The 15,942-nt window shown below is 65.7% G+C and carries 20 protein-coding genes and 1 pseudogene; 12 read left to right on the top strand and 9 right to left on the bottom strand.

Annotated elements, in window-relative coordinates; genetic code table 11:
• Positions 1-379: 379 nt before the first annotated feature.
• Both OOZ63_RS11305 and OOZ63_RS11300 read left to right on the top strand, forming a co-directional pair.
• Positions 380-1,144: an alpha/beta fold hydrolase gene (locus OOZ63_RS11305; RefSeq protein WP_266005578.1), complete on the top strand. Its 765-nt coding sequence runs from the start codon at positions 380-382 to the stop codon at positions 1,142-1,144.
• A gap of 76 nt (positions 1,145-1,220) precedes the next feature.
• Positions 1,221-2,675, top strand: coding sequence for an HD domain-containing phosphohydrolase (locus OOZ63_RS11300; RefSeq protein WP_266005576.1), 1,455 nt, complete (start codon positions 1,221-1,223; stop codon positions 2,673-2,675).
• A gap of 85 nt (positions 2,676-2,760) precedes the next feature.
• On the opposite strand, the gene OOZ63_RS11295 is transcribed toward OOZ63_RS11300, so the two are convergent.
• A complete protein-coding gene (locus OOZ63_RS11295) occupies positions 2,761-3,315 on the bottom strand; it encodes a DUF1697 domain-containing protein (protein ID WP_266005575.1) in 555 nt (184 codons plus the stop codon).
• Between the two features lie 51 nt (positions 3,316-3,366).
• On the opposite strand from OOZ63_RS11295, the gene OOZ63_RS11290 reads away from it, so the two are divergent.
• Entirely contained in the window at positions 3,367-4,083 is a 717-nt protein-coding gene (locus OOZ63_RS11290) for a DNA alkylation repair protein (protein WP_266005574.1), read from the top strand.
• Positions 4,084-4,092: 9 nt separating this feature from the next.
• Here the strand turns inward: OOZ63_RS11290 and OOZ63_RS11285 are convergent, their stop codons facing one another.
• From OOZ63_RS11285 to OOZ63_RS11275, 3 genes and pseudogenes are all read right to left on the bottom strand, one after another.
• Positions 4,093-4,527 carry a response regulator gene (locus OOZ63_RS11285; RefSeq protein ID WP_266005573.1) on the bottom strand — a complete coding sequence of 145 codons (435 nt, stop codon included), beginning with the start codon at positions 4,525-4,527 and terminating at the stop codon, positions 4,093-4,095.
• A 43-nt stretch (positions 4,528-4,570) separates the two neighbouring features.
• Positions 4,571-5,002, bottom strand: a pseudogene (locus OOZ63_RS11280) (VOC family protein); the annotation flags it as partial.
• A gap of 131 nt (positions 5,003-5,133) precedes the next feature.
• On the bottom strand, positions 5,134-5,409 hold the full coding sequence (locus OOZ63_RS11275) for a winged helix-turn-helix transcriptional regulator (protein WP_266005572.1): 276 nt from the start codon (positions 5,407-5,409) through the stop codon (positions 5,134-5,136).
• Between the two features lie 131 nt (positions 5,410-5,540).
• Between OOZ63_RS11275 and OOZ63_RS11270 the strand changes: the two genes are divergently transcribed.
• The 6 genes from OOZ63_RS11270 to OOZ63_RS11245 all read left to right on the top strand — a co-directional run bounded on the left by OOZ63_RS11270 (position 5,541) and on the right by OOZ63_RS11245 (position 10,001).
• On the top strand, positions 5,541-5,825 hold the full coding sequence (locus OOZ63_RS11270; protein ID WP_266005571.1) for a YciI family protein: 285 nt from the start codon (positions 5,541-5,543) through the stop codon (positions 5,823-5,825).
• 42 nt (positions 5,826-5,867) lie between these two features.
• Positions 5,868-6,869: a S41 family peptidase gene (locus OOZ63_RS11265; protein WP_266005570.1), complete on the top strand. Its 1,002-nt coding sequence runs from the start codon at positions 5,868-5,870 to the stop codon at positions 6,867-6,869.
• Positions 6,870-7,098: 229 nt separating this feature from the next.
• Positions 7,099-7,377 (top strand): hypothetical protein, encoded by a 279-nt coding sequence (locus OOZ63_RS11260; protein WP_266005569.1) that lies wholly within the window; start codon positions 7,099-7,101, stop codon positions 7,375-7,377.
• A gap of 9 nt (positions 7,378-7,386) precedes the next feature.
• A complete protein-coding gene (locus tag OOZ63_RS11255; protein ID WP_266005568.1) occupies positions 7,387-7,989 on the top strand; it encodes a TetR/AcrR family transcriptional regulator in 603 nt (200 codons plus the stop codon).
• Between the two features lie 70 nt (positions 7,990-8,059).
• On the top strand, positions 8,060-9,061 hold the full coding sequence (locus OOZ63_RS11250; RefSeq protein WP_266005567.1) for an NADP-dependent oxidoreductase: 1,002 nt from the start codon (positions 8,060-8,062) through the stop codon (positions 9,059-9,061).
• A gap of 46 nt (positions 9,062-9,107) precedes the next feature.
• Entirely contained in the window at positions 9,108-10,001 is an 894-nt protein-coding gene (locus tag OOZ63_RS11245) for an alpha/beta fold hydrolase (protein WP_266005566.1), read from the top strand.
• Here OOZ63_RS11245 and OOZ63_RS11240 read toward each other — a convergent pair.
• Positions 9,984-10,394, bottom strand: a complete 411-nt coding sequence (locus OOZ63_RS11240) for a TfoX/Sxy family protein (RefSeq protein ID WP_266005565.1) — start codon at positions 10,392-10,394, stop codon at positions 9,984-9,986. The two genes, OOZ63_RS11245 and OOZ63_RS11240, sit on opposite strands and share 18 nt — an antisense overlap.
• 151 nt (positions 10,395-10,545) lie before the next feature.
• Here OOZ63_RS11240 and OOZ63_RS11235 point away from each other — a divergent pair, with 151 nt between their 5' ends.
• Positions 10,546-11,169 carry a hypothetical protein gene (locus OOZ63_RS11235; RefSeq protein ID WP_266005564.1) on the top strand — a complete coding sequence of 208 codons (624 nt, stop codon included), beginning with the start codon at positions 10,546-10,548 and terminating at the stop codon, positions 11,167-11,169.
• A gap of 80 nt (positions 11,170-11,249) precedes the next feature.
• Positions 11,250-11,447: a glutathione binding-like protein gene (locus OOZ63_RS11230; RefSeq protein WP_266005563.1), complete on the top strand. Its 198-nt coding sequence runs from the start codon at positions 11,250-11,252 to the stop codon at positions 11,445-11,447.
• An 83-nt stretch (positions 11,448-11,530) separates the two neighbouring features.
• Here OOZ63_RS11230 and OOZ63_RS11225 read toward each other — a convergent pair whose 3' ends face one another.
• Positions 11,531-12,295, bottom strand: coding sequence for a helix-turn-helix domain-containing protein (locus OOZ63_RS11225; RefSeq protein WP_266005562.1), 765 nt, complete (start codon positions 12,293-12,295; stop codon positions 11,531-11,533).
• A 121-nt stretch (positions 12,296-12,416) separates the two neighbouring features.
• Between OOZ63_RS11225 and OOZ63_RS11220 the strand changes: the two genes are divergently transcribed.
• Positions 12,417-12,728: a DUF2834 domain-containing protein gene (locus OOZ63_RS11220; RefSeq protein ID WP_266005561.1), complete on the top strand. Its 312-nt coding sequence runs from the start codon at positions 12,417-12,419 to the stop codon at positions 12,726-12,728.
• Here OOZ63_RS11220 and OOZ63_RS11215 read toward each other — a convergent pair.
• From OOZ63_RS11215 to OOZ63_RS11205, 3 genes are all read right to left on the bottom strand, one after another.
• Positions 12,700-13,464, bottom strand: a complete 765-nt coding sequence (locus OOZ63_RS11215; protein ID WP_266005560.1) for a substrate-binding periplasmic protein — start codon at positions 13,462-13,464, stop codon at positions 12,700-12,702. The genes OOZ63_RS11220 and OOZ63_RS11215 overlap by 29 nt on opposite strands.
• A gap of 46 nt (positions 13,465-13,510) precedes the next feature.
• Positions 13,511-14,464 (bottom strand): DMT family transporter, encoded by a 954-nt coding sequence (locus OOZ63_RS11210; RefSeq protein WP_266005559.1) that lies wholly within the window; start codon positions 14,462-14,464, stop codon positions 13,511-13,513.
• A 129-nt stretch (positions 14,465-14,593) separates the two neighbouring features.
• Positions 14,594-15,874, bottom strand: coding sequence for a DUF4397 domain-containing protein (locus OOZ63_RS11205; protein ID WP_266005558.1), 1,281 nt, complete (start codon positions 15,872-15,874; stop codon positions 14,594-14,596).
• Positions 15,875-15,942 lie beyond the last annotated feature (68 nt).

Genomic DNA, 15,942 nt, shown 5'->3' with positions numbered 1-15,942 from the left:
GAGGGGAAAGCAGGAGCCCACGTGCGCAGCGCACTGGCGGTGCGCGGCCCCTGCCGACCCGGCCCGCTCAGCCCCGTGCGGCCAGACCGTTGAGCACGATGGCGCCGCCAAACAGAACATTCAGCCGTTCAAAACACGGGCCAGGGTCGACACCACGACGTTCTTGCCAGGCAAACAGGCCAGGCTCAGCACCAGCCGGGCCGAGCCGAGCCGATCACCAGCTGGCATTGCGCCAGGTTCCACGGGTAGGTCGGCAGAGCGGCCAGCGCGAAGGGCAGCCGAGGCATCCAGCGGTCGACTGGACATTCGTCCAATGGCGCGCCGGGCGCTGCCGGGAGACAGTGGGGCTTCCCTCAACCAAGCAGTCCTTTGCTCCATCATGAACATTCTCAAGTGCGCCGTCCTCAGCCTCGCCGCTTCCATCACGGTCGGCTCCGCCGTCGCCACACCGATTGATGCCACGAAACCCAGCGTCGTCATCGTCCACGGCGCCTTTGCCGACGGCTCCGACTGGGCCAAAGTGATCCCGCTGCTGCAGGCCAAAGGCGTGCGCGTGACCGCCGTGCAGAACCCCCTCAGTTCTCTGGCCGACGATGCGGCCGCTGCCAAGCGCGCGATCGACGCGCAGCCTGGCAAGGTGGTGCTGGTCGGCCACTCCTGGGGCGGCGCGGTTATTACCGAGGCCGGCGCCACTCCCAAGGTTGCCGCGCTGGTCTACGTCGCGGCCTTCGCGCCCGATGTCGGCCAGGCCGTCGGCGAGCTCGGCAAGAACTACCCGACTCCCTCGGGCCTGGCCCACTTCGCTCCCGATCCCGCAGGCTGGCTTTACCTGACCCCCGAAGGCATGAGCAAGCACTTCGCCCAGGATCTCCCGGCTGCAGCCACCAAAGTGATGGCGGCCACGCAGGGCCCGATCCTGGGTGCCGCCTTCGGCGATAAGCTCTCGGTGGCCGCCTGGAAGCACAAGCCCTCGTGGTACCTGCTGGCTGAGGCCGACCGCATGATCGCACCGGAGCTGCAGCGCGCCACGGCCAAGGCTATCAACGCCAAGCTGAGCACCGTCAACGCCAGCCATGTGCCGCAGCAGTCGCAGCCGGCCAAGGTGGCCGCAGTGATACTGGACGCGGTGCACAGCGTCAAGTAAGGAAGGCATGATGAGCGGGGCGTGCTGCCCGACGCGGCGCGCCCTGCTGCTTACATTCGACGCCTGCCAGCTCGCCATGTCTCTTGTCCCCGCCGCCGCACAGGTCCAGGTCTTCGATGCCGTCAGGGCGCTTGCCTTCGTTGGCGATCTGAGCATGGGCCAGCCAATCGACCATTCCGCTCGCACCGCCTGGCTGGCCGTCCAACTGGCGGTGGCGCTGGGCCTCGACGCCCGGCTGCAGGCCAACGTGGTCTACGTCGCGCTGCTGCGCTGGTCCGGTTGCACCGCCAACGCGCCCGAGGTCGCCGATGTGATCGGCGACGATGTCGGCGGTCGGCAGGCGATGCTGGCGGTCGGCCTGCCGGCCCATCTGTCCGGACTGCTGATCCCGGCGGCGCAAATCCATTGCGAGGTGTCTGGCGACGTCGCGCGCACGCTCGGCCTGCCACCGGACATCGAGTGCGCGCTGCGCCGCATCTTCGAGAAGCTCGATGGCAGCGGCCAGCCGAACGCACTCGCCGGCGCCGAGGTGCCGGTCGAGGTGCAGTTGGCCCAGGTCGCCAACGATCTGGAGATCCACAGTCGCGTCCATGACTTGGAACGCGCGCTGGCCAACCTGGCCGCGCGTGCCGGTTGCCACTATCCCGCCGCGTGGCTGCCAGTGCTGCGCCGCCACGCGGCAGACTGGCTGCATACGCTGGAGCGCGACCCGGCCTGCATCGATGCGTCGCCCGCGCCGGCGATGGTGGCGTTGCCGGTGCCGACCGCGTCGCTGGAGCTGATCGCCGATGTGATCGACCTGAAGCTACCCTGGCTTACCGGCTACTCGCGCCGCGTGGCCGAGGCAGCGCGCGCCGCTGCGCTACGTCTTGACTTGACCGAGGCGCAAGGTCAGCGCATTTACCGCGCCGCGCTGATCCACGGCATGGGCCGCGCAGCTGTGCCCAACGAAATCTGGAACCAGCCTGGCCCGCGCAGCGAGGCGGCGATGGAGCGGCTGCGTCTGGTGCCCTACTGGACGGGGCGTGCCGCGCGTCGCATCGGCAGCCTGAGCCAGGAGGCCGACATCGCCTCCCATGTCGATGAGCGGCTGGATGGCTCGGGCTTTTTCCGTGGTACGTCGGGCGACGCGATCGGCATCGAGGGCCGCGTGCTGGCCGCGACCGCGCAATGGGTGATGTGGCAGACCGACCGGCCCGGTCAACCGGGCCTGGACGCGGCCGAGGCCAGCCAGTGCCTGCGCGACGAGGCGAAGCGGGGCCGCTTTGATGCGCGTGTGGTGGCTGCGCTGACCGGCGCGGCGTGGGCATCGGCCATCCCTGCGCCCGCCGACCCGGCCGGGTTGTTGAGCGCCCGCGAGGTCGAGGTGCTGCGCCGCATCAGTCATGGCCAGAGCAACAAGGAGGCGGCGCGCGCACTGGGCATCAGCCCGAGCACGGTACGCGCGCACTTGGAAAACATCTTTCGCAAGCTCGACTGCACGACGCGCGCCGCCGCCACGCTGAAGGCGCTGACGATGGGGCTCTTGTAGGCAAGGGCTTGGATGTCCGCCCGTTGCAAGCGCCGGTCCACTGGATGCTGGCAGGTGGCTGCCTGCGTTGAATCTGCTCAAGCGCTCAAGATTGACCGAAATGCTTGGCCACCAGCCGGGTCAGCGTGCCCCAGTTTCGCATTGTCGTCGGCGTGCCCAGTGCCTTCTCCAGCAGTGCATTGCTGCTGCCGGGGCTTGCGCCGAGCTGGCGGCTCAGCCCCAGCGCCGTGCGGCTGGCGGCGTGATAAGCGAACACTTCGGCGTCGCCGCGAGCCGAGCACAGCGGCAGTGCCGGTGCCTCGCTGGCCTTGGCGGACAGAAAGCTGATGCAGCAGTCGTAGACATCGTCAAGCCGCTGGCTTGAAAAGGGCTGGCTGGCCACCAGCTCGGCCACGGCCGCGAGTCGGCGCAGAAAGCCCGGCTCGCGCAGCCCGCAGGCCGCGCGCAGATGGGCCGAGGCTGCCGCCAGCACGCGGCGTGCCGCCGCATCGCTGCGAGCGTCGAACACCAGGGTGCCGTTGACCTGGAAGGAGGCCGGTCGCAGCGCGCCGGCCGTCTCGAAAGCCTGTTCCAGCAAGGCCTTGTCCGGGCAGTTCCGGCGGCCCAGATTGAGATTGCGGAAGAAGACGACGTATCTCATCGGTGGTGGCGGCTCCGCCAGCTTTCCTTTCCCAAGCTTATGCTAGCGGCCATGAACATTCCCACGGTGCCAGATCCTGCCGAAGGTATGTCCGAACGCTTGGCCGAGGCCATGGAGCTGATCCGGGCCCAGGCCCGGCCCGAGGCGCTGCAGGCGCTGGCCCGCTTCGCGATCTGGGGCGAGGGGCGGCTGGGCCTGTCGGTGCCGCAGATGCGCGCTGTGGCCAAGCGGCTGGGCCGCGACCACGCGCTGGCGCTGGCGCTGTGGGACACCGCCGTACCCGACGCGCAGATCGTCGCCAGTCTGATCGCCGAGCCGGCGCAACTGACGCTGGCACAGATGGACCTTTGGACCCAAGGCATGGCAGCCTGGGATGTCTGCGACCAGGCTTGCAACAATGCCTTTCGCAAATCGCCGTTGGCCTGGGCGCGCATTCGCGTCTGGGCCGCAAGCCGCGAGGAGTTCGTGCGGCGTGCCGGTTATGCGCTGCTGGCCGTAATGGCCGTGCATGACCAGAAACGGCCCGACGCCGACTTCATCGCTATGCTGGCGTTGATCGAAGCGGCGGCTGACGATGATCGCAACTTCGTCAAGAAGGCCGTCAACTGGGCATTGCGCCAAATCGGCAAGCGCTCGGACACCTTGCTGCCCGAGGCAATTGCCTGCGCCGAGCGCCTGCGCGAGCGGCCCGAGAAAAGCGCGTGCTGGATAGGCGCCGATGCGCTGCGTGAGCTGGGGCCACGGGTCCACCGGCCGGGGCGGAGCTGAGCCGTCGGCCTACTCCACGAGCAGGTGGCGGTTCTTCAGCACGACATGGATCTTGTCGCCTATGGTGTCCTTGTTGAAGGGCTTGACCACATAGCCACTGGCGCCGAGCTGGGCGGCGCGGACGATGTCTTCCTTGCGTCCCTCGGCCGTGACCAGCAGCACCGGCAAGTGGCGCAGTGAATCGGTCTCGGGCTTCTTACGCAACGCCTCCAGCAGCTGGAAGCCGTTCATCACCGGCATATTGATGTCGCTGAGCACGAAGTGCACCGGCTCACCCGACTCGGCCGCCAATTCCAGGGTGCGCAAGGCCGCCTGGCCGTCCTCGGCCTCGACGATCTTGCGAAATCCCAGCTCGCGCAGCAGCCCCGAGATGATGCGCCGCATCGTCGAGAAGTCGTCCACCACCAGAAAACAGAAATCTTCGCGCTTGATCGTCGTGACCATATAGGGCCCTCCTCCGCCGTGAGGAGGGAATGCTACCCTCCGCGCCGCGCCGCGCCGCCTGTATCACTGCGATGTCGATCTTGCCCATCTGCATCATCGTCTCGAAGACCCGCTTGGCCGCCGCCGGGTCCGGGTCGGTGATCGCTGCGGTCAGCGCGCGCGGCGTGATCTGCCACGACAGGCCCCAGCGGTCCTTGCACCAGCCGCAGGCGCTGGCCTGGCCGCCGTTGTCGACAATCGCGTGCCACAGCCGGTCGGTCTCGGCCTGGTCCTCAGTCGCCACCTGAAATGAGAACGCCTCGGTGTGCTTGAACGCCGGGCCGCCATTGAGCCCCAGGCAGGGAATGCCCAGCACCATGAACTCGACCGTCAGCACATCGCCCTGCTTGCCCTAGGGGTAGTCGCCCGGCGCGTGATGGATGGCCTTCACCGCGCTGTCCGGGAAAGTCGCGGCATAGAAGGTGGCGGCGTCCAGTGCGGTGCCGTCGTACCAAAGCCAGAGGGTGGTCTTGGGGGGAGCATCGCGGGCTCCGACAGGTGGGGGTGCGGGGAGGCTACAGGCGGCTGAGTATGGGCGCTCCCGCATGCGCCCCAGACTCGATCCAGTCAAGAGCCTTTGAGTGAAGCCGCCCATTTTTCAGACCAGTCTCTTAGCGGCGATATCAGCTCCATCAGCTCGCGGCCACACTCGGATAATTCATATCCATGCTCACCAAGAATGATCAGATCTGCTTCTTTCAAATCTGCCAGCCTGGTGCTTAGCACGCTCGAAGATATTTGGCCGCACTTCTCTTGAAGCTCTCCGAATGAGAGGGGATAGTTGTTGGCCTCCCACAGGATTCGCATGGCCCAGCGTCTACCCAACAGGTCCAGCAAAGCCATCACGGGACGCCCCGTCGAAGATCCTCTGACAGGTGAGCCAGGCTTTGGTATGTTCATAAGGAATTGCACTTCTAAAAAAGAAGTGATATTATAAATTGACTGCTTGCAGATTGTAAGACATAGGGAGGACCATGTTTCTCATAGATATAATATTTGACGCGCCGCTTGATGTCATTGACGAACACATTGGGCAGCATCGCGAATATCTTGCTGCACACTATGAGAGCGGCAATTTGCTCTTCGGTGGAAGAAAAATCCCACGCTGTGGTGGCATCATTTTGACTCGTCTGGAAAGCCGCCAAGAGGTCGAGGAGATTTTCAATAGTGATCCTCTCATCCTTGCCAAGGCCGCAAAATACTCAATTGTCGAGTTTGAGCCAGTGATGCGCTGCGCTGCGCTTGTCGGCATTGTGTAGGCCCGAAGAGTTCATGCCCACCCTTAACCATGGAGTCGCAACTTGATAACCAAGAACTTTGCCGGTGCCTTCTTGCTGGCGATTTCGACGCTCGCTTCTGGTGCCGAAATGACGCAACAGGAGAAAGACCTCGTCGTAGGCAAGCTCAGGCAAGAGATTGGCGATAACTACGTGCTCAGCGAGCATGTCGGTGCCATCAACAAGACGCTGGATGACGCGATCCGTTCGGGTGCGATGAAAAGTGTTTCAACACACCAGGAAATGACCGAGCTGTTGACTGCATCGTTGCGCCGGTTCGACAAGCATTTTGGTGTCCAGTGGAGAGATCAGAACCAAACGGGCGCGCGGGCGGCTGGCGAGGACTGGTTCGCCAAGCTAGGACGAAAGAATTCAGGATTTGAGAAGGTGGAAATACTTGACGGCAATATCGGCTATGTCAATTTTTGGGGTTTTGACAATGTCAATAATGCATCGAGAACTCGGGTTAAAACGGTCATGGCCATGGTCGCCGATACCGATGCCATCATTTTCGACCTCAGGAAGAACGGTGGCGGCAGTGGCGACATGGTGCGACTGATCAGCAGCTATCTGCTGGCAGGCAAGGTTCACTTGAACAGCTTCTACTGGAAGCCGTCGAACTCCACCACCGAGTTTTGGACCCTGGAAGACATTGACGGCAAAAGGCGTACGGATGTTCCGCTGTATATTCTGACCAGCGCCGAGACGTTTTCGGCCGCCGAGGAGTTTGCGTACAACCTGAAACATCTGCGTCGGGCAACTATCGTCGGTGAAACCACCAAAGGGGGTGCGAACCCTTGGCGCTTTTTCGAACTGGGCCATGGGTATCGCGCTGCCATTCCCATCGGGCAGGCGATCAACCCCATCACGAAGGCAAACTGGGAGCATGTCGGCGTTCAGCCCGACGTCAAAGCGACGAGCGCAGAGGCACACCACGTGGCTTACAGGATGGCGCTCTCGGCACTGAAGGAATCCACGCGCAACCCTCGTCAACTGGAAGAAATAAACAAGAAGTTGAACGAGTAGGGCGACGGGATCGAGAACCCGCCGGGTCGCATGCCGACCGCTCCCAAACAGGAGTGGCGCCGGGCCTGGCCGGCTCGCAAGATCGCCCGGGTCATCCGCCGCCCGAGGAGTACCGCATGACCCGCATCCTGTCTTGCATCGCTGCCGGCCTGCTGGCCCTGGCAGCGCTGCGGCCCTGCGGCGTGCCGGGCGCTGAGCGGACACACACCACGCTTGCAAGGAGGCCATGATGACCATGTCCACCACCGCCTCGAGCCCCATGCCGGCGGAGTACGGTTTTCGCGAGGCCGACGACCCGCAGGGCAAGCGCGTCATCATCACGCCCCGGCCCTACGGCGGCGCCGTCACGGACCTGCTGTTCTGGGCGCGCAGGGCAGGGGCAGACCCAGGTGCCTGGTCAGCCACACCGCGCCGCCGGGTCGCCTCGCGATGCGGGCGGCTCGGATGTCGTGATGGATTCTCGGCGAGCGCCTCGCCCGTCCAACCCGGCCTGCACGCTATGTCATGATGACGTAGGATGATCGTCATGCGAAAGTCAAACATCGGCACCAGGGCTGCAGCGAAGGATGCGACACACGAGCGCATCGTGACGGTGGCGGCCCGAGCCATTCGTCGAAGCGGCTACGACGGGACCGGGGTTGCCGACATCATGAAGGAGGCGGGCCTGACGCATGGGGCCTTCTACTCCCACTTCCCGTCACGCGAGGCGATGCTGGCGGAAGCGGCTGGCAGAGCATGTGCCGAATCCGCCGCCGCAGCGGCCGATGTCGTGACGAGAGTCCCTCCCGGCATGGCGCTGGCATACATGCTGAGCGCTTACCTTTCCAAGGCCCATGTAGAGAACGCAGACCTGGGCTGCCCCTTGGCCGCGCTGGGTTCGGAAACCTCGCGCCAAGCGCCCGAAGTGCGTCGGGTGGCGACCCGGCACATCAAGGAGATGGTCGATCTCATCGCCCGCCAGTCACCGGATTGGGGGCAGCCCGGCGCCCATGAACGGGCACTCGTAACCATCTCGACCATGGTCGGCGCCTTGTTGCTGGCACGCGCCGTCGATGAGCCCGGGCTGTCGGACAGCCTGCGCGAGGCTGCGCTCAATCACTTGAGCCCATCGGCTCGCTGAGTCCATGGCCGGGCTTGCAGTTTTTGCTCGAACTTTGATATTACGAACATCATGCGAATAAGGAAATCCCATGAAAGCATTCGTTCTGGAGCGCTACGGCAAGCAGCGCGAACTACGCCTGGCCGACATGCCGAGTCCGTCGCTGCGCGATGACGAGGTTCTGGTCGAAGTCCATGCCGCAGGCGTCAATGTGCTGGACTCGAAGATCAGGGACGGCGAGTTCAAGCTGATCCTGCCTTACCGGCTGCCCATCATCCTGGGGCATGATGTGGCGGGTGTCGTGGTCAGCACGGGAGCGCGCGCGCGAAAGTTCAAGGTGGGCGACGAGGTCTATGCGCGTGTTGATGACTTCCGGATCGGCAGCTTTGCCGAGTTCGTTCCGGTCAGGGAGGCATCGCTGGCGCTCAAACCCCGGGGCCTTTCGATGGAGGAAGCTGCCTCCATCCCGCTGGTGGGCCTGACCGCGTGGCAGGCATTGGTCGAGAAGGCTGGCCTGAAGAAGGGGCAGAAGGTTTTCATTCAGGCGGGCTCCGGCGGCGTTGGCACTTTCGCGATCCAGCTGGCCAAGCATTTGGGCGCCACCGTCGCCACGACAACGAGCGCAGCCAATGTTGCGCTGGTCACGCGCCTGGGGGCCGACGTCGTCATCGACTACAAGACACAGGACTTCGAGCATGTCTTGCAGGACTATGACCTGGTGCTGAACAGCCAGGATGGCAAGACGCTCGACAAATCGCTGCGGGTGCTCAAGAGCGGCGCAAAGCTCGTCTCCATCTCCGGGCCACCGGACCCCGAGTTCGGTCGGGAGATCGCCGCACCGGGGTTCGTGAAGCTGGTGATACGGCTGCTGAGCGCGGGCATCAGACGCCGCGCACGAGGCCGAAGCATTGGCTATGCCTTCCTCTTCATGAAGGCCGACGGTGTCCAGCTCCGGCAGATCACCGACCTCATCGAAGCGGGTGCGATCTGTCCCGTCATCGACAAGGTATTCCCTTTCGAATCGACCAACGAGGCCTTGGCCTATGTTGCAGCCGGCCGCGCCAAGGGCAAGGTCGTCATCAAGGTCAAGTGAACCGGGTTCACAGCCACTGAACGCAGCTACTCACGCAAAGACCACTATGCTCATCGAACCGCTGGCATCGCAGCCCTCGACGCCCACCTGGAAGGATGTTCCAACCCGGAGCATCACCGCAGGAGGCGTGGTTTTCGCGTACCGCGAGCTCGGGGAGCAGAACTCCGGCACACCGGTCGTCTGTCTGATCCACCTGGCCGCCGTACTGGACAATTGGGACCCCCGCGTCATCGACGGACTGGCGGCTCGGCATCGTGTCATCGCCTTCGACAATCGGGGCGTGGGCGCGTCCAGCGGCGCTCCGGCGGCCTCGATCGAAGAGATGGCCAAGGATGCGATCACCTTCATCGAGGGCTTGGGGCTGGCTCAGGTGGATCTTCTCGGCTTTTCGATGGGCGGCATGATTGCGCAGGAGATCGTGCTGATGAGGCCGGAACTGGTGCGCAGGATGATCATCACGGGAACCGGCCCCGCAGGCGGCGAAGGCATCAGCAAGTTGGCCCGCGTGACCTATCTGGACATGCTCCGGGGCTTTTTGACCGGGCAGGACCCAAAGCAGTTTCTGTTCTTCACCAGGACGCCGACAGGGATCCGTGCGGGCAAGGAATTCCTGCAGCGAATCCAGGAACGCGCCGAAGGCCGAGACAAGAAGATCACGGTTGCCGCGTTGCGTGCCCAGCTGAAGGCGCTGCGACTGTGGGGCGAGAAAGCCCAGGCGGACCTGAGCAGGCTTGTGCATCCAGTGCTCGTCGCCAACGGCGACAGCGATCGCATGGTCCCCAGCAAGCTTACCTACGACCTGGCGCGGCGGCTTCCGAACAGCGAACTCCTGATCTATCCCGATGCCGGACACGGCGCGGTATTCCAGTTCCACGCGGACTTCGTGATCAAGGCGCTTGCGTTCCTGGCTCGCGAATCGGCATCAGCTCGGCGCTGCTAGGGTATGGCTGCGCTTGCCCGGCTTTCTCGCCGCCACCGCCGCCCGCATGGCCAATTCCGCCCAGGCCTGCATCGCGGCGCGCGACTCAAGCGCACTGTCGGGGGCGGTGTAGTAATGCAGGCGCCGGGTCTTGCCTTTGGCTTCGTATTCGAAGAGCTGGCAGCCGGCGCTGGCGAAGTGGTCCTGAGTCTTGGCGTTGGCCTTGAGGTAGAGCCGGTCCCAGGCAATGATCGCGACCGTGAGGCCGTCCACGCTCAAACCCCAGCCCGAGAACATGCGCTTGGCCTGCACCTCGCCGAGGCTCCCCAGCAGCTCGCAGCAGTAGTCGGCGAAGTCCGCGCCGGGTGGCCGGACCTTCGCGCGGGTGAATTCGGGGGCAGTGCTGCGCGGCATGGAGACTCCACGGTGTCGGTGCAGAAAAACAAACAGGCAAGCCGCAGAGGTTGGCGACGCATGCCGAGAGGGCATCAGTTGGCACGGGCTTTAGATGCTAAGGGCTAAGCCGGCTCAGCCAACCGCTCGCATAAGTGCCGACAATCCTGCCATGCATTGGCTCTTGAACCTCCTGCTGGCCCTGGCCGCCATCGGTATCGCGCTGCTGTTGCGCCCCTGGCGCGGCCTGCCGCCGGGCGGCCCGCCCTGGCCCTGGTTGGCCTGGGGCGTGGCGGGGATGCCGCTGCTGTGGAGCGCAGACCGGCTGGCGCAGTCGGCGGTGTTGCAGCCGCTGTCGGGGGCTTGCCTGCTGCTGCTGATGGCGGGCTGGCCTCTGGCGGTGCTCGGGCTGGTGCCGGTGACCTTGTTGACGGCCTGGCTGGCCGATCTGTCATGGGCCGAGGCGCTGCAGCGCGGTGTGTGGCAGGGCCTGCTGCCGGCCACGCTGGCGCTGGGGCTGGGCGCCGGCGTGCGGCGCTGGCTGCCGCAGCATCTGATGGTCTACATCCTGGGGCGGGGCTTTGTCGCGACCCTGCTGGCCGGAACACTCAGCGGCGCGGCGGCGCTGGCTCTGCACGGTGGCATGGCCTCACTCAGCGAGGCCGACCTGATGCTGGGTCGCTGGCTGAGCGCCTGGGGCGACGCTTTCATCACCGGGATGCTCACCGCCATCTTCGTGGCCTTCCGGCCGCAGTGGCTGGCCACTTATTCCGACCAGCTGTATTTGCCACAGTGATGTGCCGTGCTTGCTGGCTGCTAGCCGACGGCCGTGCCGTCCAGCTCGGGTCGGCTTGCCTCAAGCCATGCCTCGAAAGCGTGCTCCGCGACGGGCCCTGTTTCGCCGGTGCCAGCTTCGGCCTCGTCGATGCGGTGTTCGCGCCGGCTTGGCGCTATCTCGACACCTTCGATGGCCTGTGCGAGCTCGGTGTCTTCACTGACACGCCCAGGCTGCGCCGTTGGCGCCACGAGCTCTCGCAACGGCCCAGCGTGCGGGCCGCCGTAGCGGCCGACTAAGGTGATCAGCTGATCGACTTTCTGAGCCGCCACAACGCCGGCTTGCTGCACTCGGCCGTCGCGACCCCCGGCCGCAGCGGCGCCTAGTCCGAAGCGGCCCGCGCCAACGCCTCCCGCGTCGCCGCATTGGCCGCGAAGAAGTGCTCGACCCGCAGCGAGGCCACGGTCACGTCCAGCGGCGTGCCGAAGGTGGTGAAGGCCGAGAACAGCGCGAGCTCGCCTGCCGAGGAGCGCAATCGCGTGTGCATCAGCGGTGTGACGGGCGCAGGCGCCAGCGCCTTCGGCACATGGGGGCGCAGCTCCTCCAGCAGCGGGCGCAGCGCCGGCACATGCTGCGCCTCGCCGCAGGCGCGTTGCCACAGTCCGGCGCAGACCTCCTCCTCGTTGACGCACAGATGGCGCAGTCCGCCGGGCCGCAGACAAGCGCGCAGCAGATTGAAGTCGCCGCTGTCCAGCAGGGCCGGATCGACGCCCAGCAGTCGCATCAGGCCACGCAGGCCGCGGTTGGACATCAGCAGGGTCCAGCTACCGTCCATCACCAGGGCCGGGGCCGGATCATGGGCGTCCAGCAGATGGGTAAGCGCTGCACGCACCGGCGCCATCCCGGGGTCGTCGAGACTGGTCTCGGTATAAGCGGGCGCATAGCCGGCCGCCAGCAAGGCCTGGTTGCGCTCGGCCAGCGGCGCATCGAGCGCGTCCAGTACGGCCATCAGCATCTCGCGGCTGGCGCGCGAGCGGCCGGTCTCGATACAGCTGAGATGGCGTTGCGAGACGCCCACCCGCAGCGACAGTTCCAGCTGGCTGATGCGGCGCTGGGCCCGCAGGGCGGCGAGGGTGGAGGTGTTCATGGCTTGAATCCTAACGGGGCCAGGTCTTGCCGCAATGACCTGAAAGGTCATTGCGGCAGGCCGGTCCGGCGCCGAGACTGGCGCCGTTTCCGATGCCAAACCCGTGATGAAAGGACCTGTGATGAAAGTCGCTCTTGCCCTGGTGTTCGCCGTCTTTGGCGCCTACTCGCTATATGTGATCGCCGAGCTCGGCTATCTGGGCCTGTGGCAAGCCCTGCTGAGCAATCTTGCCGGCAGGCAGGTGGTGCTGGACCTGCTGATCGCCTCGGTGCTGCTGCTGGGCTTTCTGTGGCGCGATGCGCAGCGCAGCCGCCGGCGCTTCTGGCCCTATGTGCTGTTGACCCTGGCGGCCGGCTCCTTCGGCCCGTTGCTGTACCTGTTGCTGGCACCGCGTGCCGACAAGCTTAGCGCAGGTCTTCCGCGCGCGGCCTGATGCCATAGGCCCTGAACAGACGCTCGATGCTGCCGTCCTGCAGCATCGTGTGGCGGGCCTGCTGCAGCGCGGCGAGCTCGGCTGAGGTGACGCCGGTGCTGGCTGCCAGCCAGACTTCGCCGGCCTCCAGCTCCATGCCGATCTGGAATTGCGTGATGTCGCGGCCGCTGCCGCGTACCTTGTCCATATTGATGACATCGCCGCCATAGATCGCGTCGACATGGCCGCGTTCGAGCTGGCGCAACATGTCCTCGACGCTGTGGGCCTGCAGTACCAGTTCGTCCTTGAAGCCGTGACGCTGCAGCTGGGCCAGATTCGGGCTGGCGCGCAGCACCGTCAGCTTGAGCCGTCTGGCCTGCTCCAGGCTGCTGACCGGGGGGCGGCCGGCGCGGTTGATGAAGACAAAGTGCTGCACATAGAGTTTCAGCAGCCATTGGTAATGGGGCTCGCGCTCGGGCGTGCGCGTCAGAGGCAGGATTGCAACGCGGGGCTGGGCGCTGGCCATCTGCATGGCCCGAGCCCAGGGGTAGAAGTCGACTTTGACCGCGTGCCCGGTGCGTCGGGTCAGCTCCTCGACCAGCTCCACCAGCACGCCGGGCCGCCCGGGCTGGCCCTCGATCGCAAACGGCGGTAGGTCGCCGCTGACGATGCGCAGCGTGACGGATGCAGGCTCGGCGCTGGCCCAGCCGGGTAGGGCCAGACCGGCGGCAAGGAACGGGCGGCGTTGGATGGACATGAGGCGATGCTCGCACATCGGCGTGTCGGCCGACAAGCGCGCGCCGTCAGTCCAGCGGTGGCGTGTCCTTGGCCACCAAGGCAGCCTGACCCTGCTTGGCAAACTGGGCCAGCGCAACGCCGCTCAGCGCAACGCCGCTCAGCGCCAGGGCCGCGCCCAGCAGCTTGACGGCGGTATAGGACTCGCCGGTGCTGGCCCAGGCCGCCAGGCCGGCAATCGGCGGCATCAGATAGATCAGTGGCGCGGTTCGTGCGACGCCGCGCTTGGCATTGACCCACCCCCAGGCCAGCCAGCCAACGAAACCGCTGGCGACCACGGCCCAGACCGCGCCCAGCCATAGCCAGGGCGACAGGCCGGCCCAGTCGACACGCAGCGCGGCCGGCGCGCTGAAGAGCAGCACCGGCATCGTGGCGATCAGCGTCGCATGGCCCATCACCAGCACGCCGCCATACCGCGCGATCAGTGGCTTGCTGGCCACCGTGTAGTAGCTGAACAGCGCGGCCGCCAGCAGCAGCACCAGGTCGCCGCCGCTGGCCCGCCACTGGGCACCGAGCAGCTTGTCCGACATGAAGAGCAGTGCGCCCGCCGCCGCTAGCGCGACGCCGCCGACCTGGGCGCGGCTGAGCCGCTCCAGCCCCGAGGCGCGCAGTATCAGCAAGGTGAATACCGGCCCGCAGGCCAGCAGCACCGAACTGGAGAAGGCGGTCGACCAATGCACCCCATAGGTGGCCAGCGCCAGATGCAGGCCCTGGCCGATCAGGCCCAGGCGCAACAGCGCCAGCCAGTCGGCGCGCGGCAGGCGCGGCCAGCTCAGGCCGAAATGCCAGAGCAGCAGGGCGGTCGCGCACAAGGGCATCAAGAGATAGCGCAAGAAGAGAAAGCCCTCGGGCCCCATCGCTGCGAACAAGGTTTTCTGCAGCGGGAAGTTCAGACCCCAGACCAGGATGGTGGCGAGGCCGACCCAGAGGGCCTGGCGGGCGGCGGCGGCGCTGGCGGACATGGACGGTTATCTTGCACCAGGCCTGCGCGGGGCTTGTGCGCCTGGCGGCATGCGCGAGCAAAAAAAGACCCCGCAGCGCCGGGCGCTGGACGGGGTCACAGGGGAGGAACTCTGGGAGGGGTCGGCGTTTCAGCGCTCGCGGCGCAAGGTGCCCTGGATATTGTTGGCGCCGCCCATCATGAAGACGGTGTAGATGCCGCCGGACAGCACCGGCAGGCTGGCGACGCTGTAGACCGGGGTGCCTGAGGTCGGCGCACCGACATTGAGCAGGGAACTGGCGCTGCTGTTGACCGTGGCGACCGTCGAGGCCGTGCCCGGCAGCACGTTGCTGGCAATGGCGCTGTAGTCCAGCGTCATCGTCAGGCCGGCGTTCAGACGCGCGACACCGTTGATGATGCGGAACTTGGCCGTGCCGCTGGTGGTCGGCAGGCGGTTGTCGTCGCTGATCACGCTGATCTGCGGCGCGCCCGGCTCGCCCCAGACCAGCACCGTGTAGTCATTGCCCGCCGTCAGTGCCGGGGTGGCCACGGGCAGCGCCTGACCGTTGACATTGACCAGCAGGTTGGGGCTACCTGCGGCAACGATCTGATATTCGCCGATATTGGGTGCGATCGAAGTCGGCATCAGCGGGGTGCCGGCCAGTGTGACATTGACCTGGGCGCCGTCGGCCACCGCCGCGACAACGCGGGCCCGCGCATTGGTGGCGCCATGGGCGGCAACGCTGCCCTGCTGCGTCATCAGTATGCTGTTGACCAGCACGCCGCCGGGTGTGGGCGTGATCACCAGCGAGCCGACCTGCTTGCTGCTCAGCGTGATGCTGGGAATGTCCAGTCGAAGATCGCTCTTCTTGCCGCTTCCGGTGACGCGCACCCGGTAGGTGCCGCTGGCCACCGAGGTGTAGCCACTGCTGCCGCCGCCGGCGATGGCGCTGATGGTCGGCGAGGCGTTGTCCAGGCTGTCGGTGTTCTGGGTCAGATAGACGTCCAGCGTGCCGGCATCGGCGGCCAAATTCAGCACCAGCAGCTTGCTGTAGTTCTCGGCCGGTGCCTCTTCTTCTTCCTGAAGAATCGTGCTCTTCATATTGCCGGACCAGCCATAGGCGATCAGGCTGTAGTGGTTGCCCTTGGTCAGGGTCGGGTAGAGCGAGCTCAGGGTGCTTCCGGCCGACTTGACCAAGGCGGTGACGCTTTCGCCCGCCTTGGCCGAGGCGTAGCTGCTGGCGCCGCCGTAGGCAACGCCGGTGGCAACATTGCTGTCGGTGACCGTCAGGTCCAAGGCGCTGTAGGCACTGCTGGCGTTGACCAGCCGGATCTGCGCGCTACCGCTGTCGTCGTCACTGCCGCCGCCGCCGCAGGCCGCCAGCATTGCTGCGCAAACTGCCACACCCATGATCAAGCGCCTCGAAACCATATCTCACTCCTTGTTGTTGGGCGCGATTGGAGCGGGCCGACATTGCTGGGCTTTGTCCTCGTATTGCT

The sequence above is a fragment of the Paucibacter sp. PLA-PC-4 genome (assembly GCF_026241155.1).
Taxonomy (GTDB): domain Bacteria; phylum Pseudomonadota; class Gammaproteobacteria; order Burkholderiales; family Burkholderiaceae_C; genus Roseateles_E.
Note: the sequence above shows the minus strand (reverse complement) of the source record. Positions and strands in the feature narration are given on the sequence as shown.